The sequence below is a fragment of the uncultured Leptotrichia sp. genome, from assembly GCF_938036635.1.
In the GTDB taxonomy this organism is placed as follows: Bacteria; Fusobacteriota; Fusobacteriia; order Fusobacteriales; family Leptotrichiaceae; genus Leptotrichia; species Leptotrichia hongkongensis.
The window spans coordinates 1-3,370 of record NZ_CALHQO010000258.1; the positions used below are offsets into that span (position 1 = coordinate 1).

Consider the following 3,370-nt stretch of genomic DNA (forward strand, 5'->3'; position numbering starts at 1 on the left):
AATTTTTATTTTATAAAGGCTTATTATGGTTAGAGGTAGAATTTTGAAAATTCTGCTTCTTTTTTATGTAATAATTTTACAAACACCTTGAAAAATAATGATTTGGCTGTTATAATTATAGCAATAATATTTTTATTCTTGAAAGGAATAATATGGATAGAGATGAATTGGTGATTCCTAGGCACATTGCCATTATTATGGATGGAAATGGACGTTGGGCTAAGGAGCGTGGAAAGATTCGGCTAGAAGGGCATAGGGCTGGGGCTAGCAGTCTTGAGAAGATTTTAAAGTATGCTGGGAACATTGGTGTGGAATATTTGACTGTGTATGCATTTTCGACTGAAAACTGGAAGAGACCTGAAAAGGAAGTAAATGGGCTTATGGACTTATTTGCGAAGTATTTGGATAAAGAGAAGAAAAACTTAAAAAAACAAGGTGTAAAATTGCTTGTTACAGGAGCAAAGGAAAATATTTCACAAAAATTACTAAAGAAGATTGAGGAAACTGAAAATTATTTGGCGGATTGTGAGAATATTGTTTTTAATATAGCGTTTAATTATGGTGGACGTAGAGAGATTGTTGATGCTGTGAACAAAGTTTTGGAAACTAAACATTTGAATCAATTAAGTGAAATAATAAAAGAGCAGTTTAATAATGAAAATAATGGACTGAATGTTACAGAGAAAGTAGTAAATGAGTTTGTAGATAAAAAGAAAAGTTCGGAAAATATAAAAATTACAGAAGAAGAATTTTCTAAATTTATGTACCGTCCAGAAATTCCAGATCCAGAACTTGTAATCAGAACAAGCGGAGAATTTAGAATAAGTAATTTTTTGCTTTGGGAAATTGCCTATTCAGAGTTTTACATAACAGATGTTTACTGGCCTGACTTTGATGAAAAAGAACTAGATAAAGCGATTTTATCCTTTAATAAAAGGGATAGAAGATACGGAGGACTGAATGTTAAGTAGATTATTTATTATTTTGTTATTTGTACCTTTCCTTTTATGGATATTTTTAAAGGGAAATGTGATGTTTCTAGTATTTACACTTGTAATAACTGGAATGTCGCTGTTTGAATTTTATAAAATGCTAAAGGATAAGGGATTTGAGGTAGCAAGCAGGATTGGAATGGGACTTGGATTGTTTTTACCAGTTGCAATATATTTTCAGGAAAATTCCAAAAATATTTTTTCATATTTTAGATTTGCACTTTTTAAGCAAATTAACTTTGATATGGGTGGATTTATTGTATTTGCAATAATTCTTCTGTCTTTAAGGCAGGTTTTGAAAGTAAAAATTCAAAATGCAATGGCAGAAATTTCATATACTTTATTTGGAATAATTTATGTATCATATTTATTTTCACATATTTTGCTGATAAAATATGAATTTCCAAATGGAAATATTCTAGTTGTGATGACATTTATGCTGATTTGGGCATGCGATATTTTTGCCTATCTTGTAGGAATGGCAATTGGTGGGAAAATATTCAAACATAGATTAGCTCCAAAAATCAGTCCAAAAAAATCAATTGAAGGTGCAATTGCAGGGATTCTAGCAGTATTTATAGTAATCCTATCTTTTGATAAAATTTATTTATTTATAGCTAATTTCGTATGTGGAATTACATTTTTATCAAAAAACTGTTCTGTAAATTACGATTATGTTGCTATAGGAGGATTAAAAGCCTTTATCCTTGCACTTGCAATAGGAATCTTTGCCGAACTGGGAGATTTGGTAGAATCCAAGATAAAAAGAGAGTTGGAAGTAAAAGATTCTGGAAATCTGCTTTTGGGACATGGTGGATTTTTAGATAGATTTGACAGTGCGTTGTTCGTATTGCCAATCGTATATTATTTTATGAAGTATGTAGCATATTTATAAAAGCCTTTTAGAGCAAGTGAAATCAGTTGTTATTTTACTTGATATTTATGTTAATTTTTGTAGTTAAATTAAAAATGTCGTGATTGCAAGGGGTGGTGATTGTTTCCCTTTGCATTTAATAAAAAGAAAAAATAAATAAAAAAATAAAACAGAAGAAGGAGAAAAAATAAGAATGAGTATAGATAGAAATAATGAAATAGAAGTAAAAAACGAAGTAGAAAGACAATTTAATATTTTGAGCCGTGGGTGCGATGAAATAATTAATGAGAATGAATTTAAGAAAAAGTTGGAAAAATCAATTTCAACTAATACTCCGCTACGGATTAAATTGGGGATTGATCCGACAGGTTCAGAGCTGCATTTAGGACACGCTGTGCCTTTAAGAAAACTGAAGCAGTTTCAGGATTTGGGGCATGAGGTGCTGTTTTTGATTGGGACTTTTACAGGGAGAATTGGAGATCCAACAGGAAAATCTGAAACTAGAAAGATGTTGTCAGAGGAACAAGTAAATGAAAATATAAAAACATATTTGGATCAAGTAAAATTGATATTGGACTTGGATAAAATAAAAGTTGTTTATAATGCTGACTGGCTGGAAAAATTATCACTTTCGGATGCGTTGAACTTATTATCGCAGTTCACTGTATCGCAAATGATTTCGAGAGAGGATTTTTCAAAAAGACTGGCTGAAAATAAACCAGTTTCACTAATTGAGTTTATGTATCCGATTTTACAAGGATATGATTCAGTTGAACTGAAGGCTGATGTGGAATTGGGAGCAACAGAACAAAAATTTAATTTGCTAAGAGGAAGAGATTTACAGAAAAACTTTGGACAGGAGCAGCAAGTTTGTATGATAATGCCAATTCTGGTAGGTCTTGATGGAGTGGAAAAAATGTCTAAATCACTTGGAAACTACATTGGTGTAAAAGATACCCCAAATGATATGTTTGGTAAAGTTATGTCAATTTCAGACGAATTAATGGAAAATTACTATACAATGATAACAGATGTTCCTTTTGAAAAAATTGAAGAAATCAAGGCTCAAATTGCAGATGGAAGTTTACATCCAATGGAAGCTAAAAAACAATTAGGAGCTGAAGTTGTGAAAATTTACTACGGTGAAGAAGCGGCTAAGGAAGCAAGAGACTGGTTTGAAAACGTATTCAGTAAAAGAAATCTTGATGTAGATTTACCAGAAGTGGAAGTTCCTTATGGAGAAATTAATGTAATTGACTTGCTTGTAAAAGAAGCAAAACTACTTGGAGGAACAAGTGAAGCAAGAAGACTAATCTCACAAGGCGGATTCAAAATAAATGACGAGGCGATAAAAGATATTAAGGCAAGTGTAAATGTCGAAAGCGGAATGATCATTAGGGCTGGGAAAAAGAAAATTGTGAAAGTGAAATAGTAAAATTTAACAAATAAAAAAATCTCTATTTAGGAATTATTTTTTCTTATGTAGAGTTTTTTTTTAATAAAT

General features: G+C 31.2%; 3 protein-coding genes. All 3 read left to right on the top strand.

Going from position 1 to position 3,370, the window contains the following annotated elements:
- Positions 1-152 precede the first annotated feature (152 nt).
- The 3 genes from uppS to tyrS all read left to right on the top strand — a co-directional run bounded on the left by uppS (position 153) and on the right by tyrS (position 3,298).
- Complete coding sequence (uppS, locus tag Q0370_RS05035) at positions 153-971, top strand: polyprenyl diphosphate synthase (protein ID WP_299572935.1); 819 nt, start codon at positions 153-155, stop codon at positions 969-971.
- A complete protein-coding gene (locus tag Q0370_RS05040; protein WP_299572938.1) occupies positions 961-1,887 on the top strand; it encodes a phosphatidate cytidylyltransferase in 927 nt (308 codons plus the stop codon). Before uppS ends, Q0370_RS05040 begins: the two co-directional genes overlap by 11 nt.
- Before the next feature lie 172 nt (positions 1,888-2,059).
- Positions 2,060-3,298 (top strand): tyrosine--tRNA ligase, encoded by a 1,239-nt coding sequence (tyrS, locus tag Q0370_RS05045; RefSeq protein WP_299572941.1) that lies wholly within the window; start codon positions 2,060-2,062, stop codon positions 3,296-3,298.
- Positions 3,299-3,370: the final 72 nt, after the last annotated feature.

What these genes read in the sequence shown, in the direction of transcription:
- tyrS (WP_299572941.1), top strand. Translation starts at nt 2,060, where the DNA reads ATGAGTATAGATAGAAATAATGAAATAGAAGTAAAAAACGAAGTAGAA.
- uppS (WP_299572935.1), top strand. Translation starts at nt 153, where the DNA reads ATGGATAGAGATGAATTGGTGATTCCTAGGCACATTGCCATTATTATG.
- Q0370_RS05040 (WP_299572938.1), top strand. Translation starts at nt 961, where the DNA reads ATGTTAAGTAGATTATTTATTATTTTGTTATTTGTACCTTTCCTTTTA.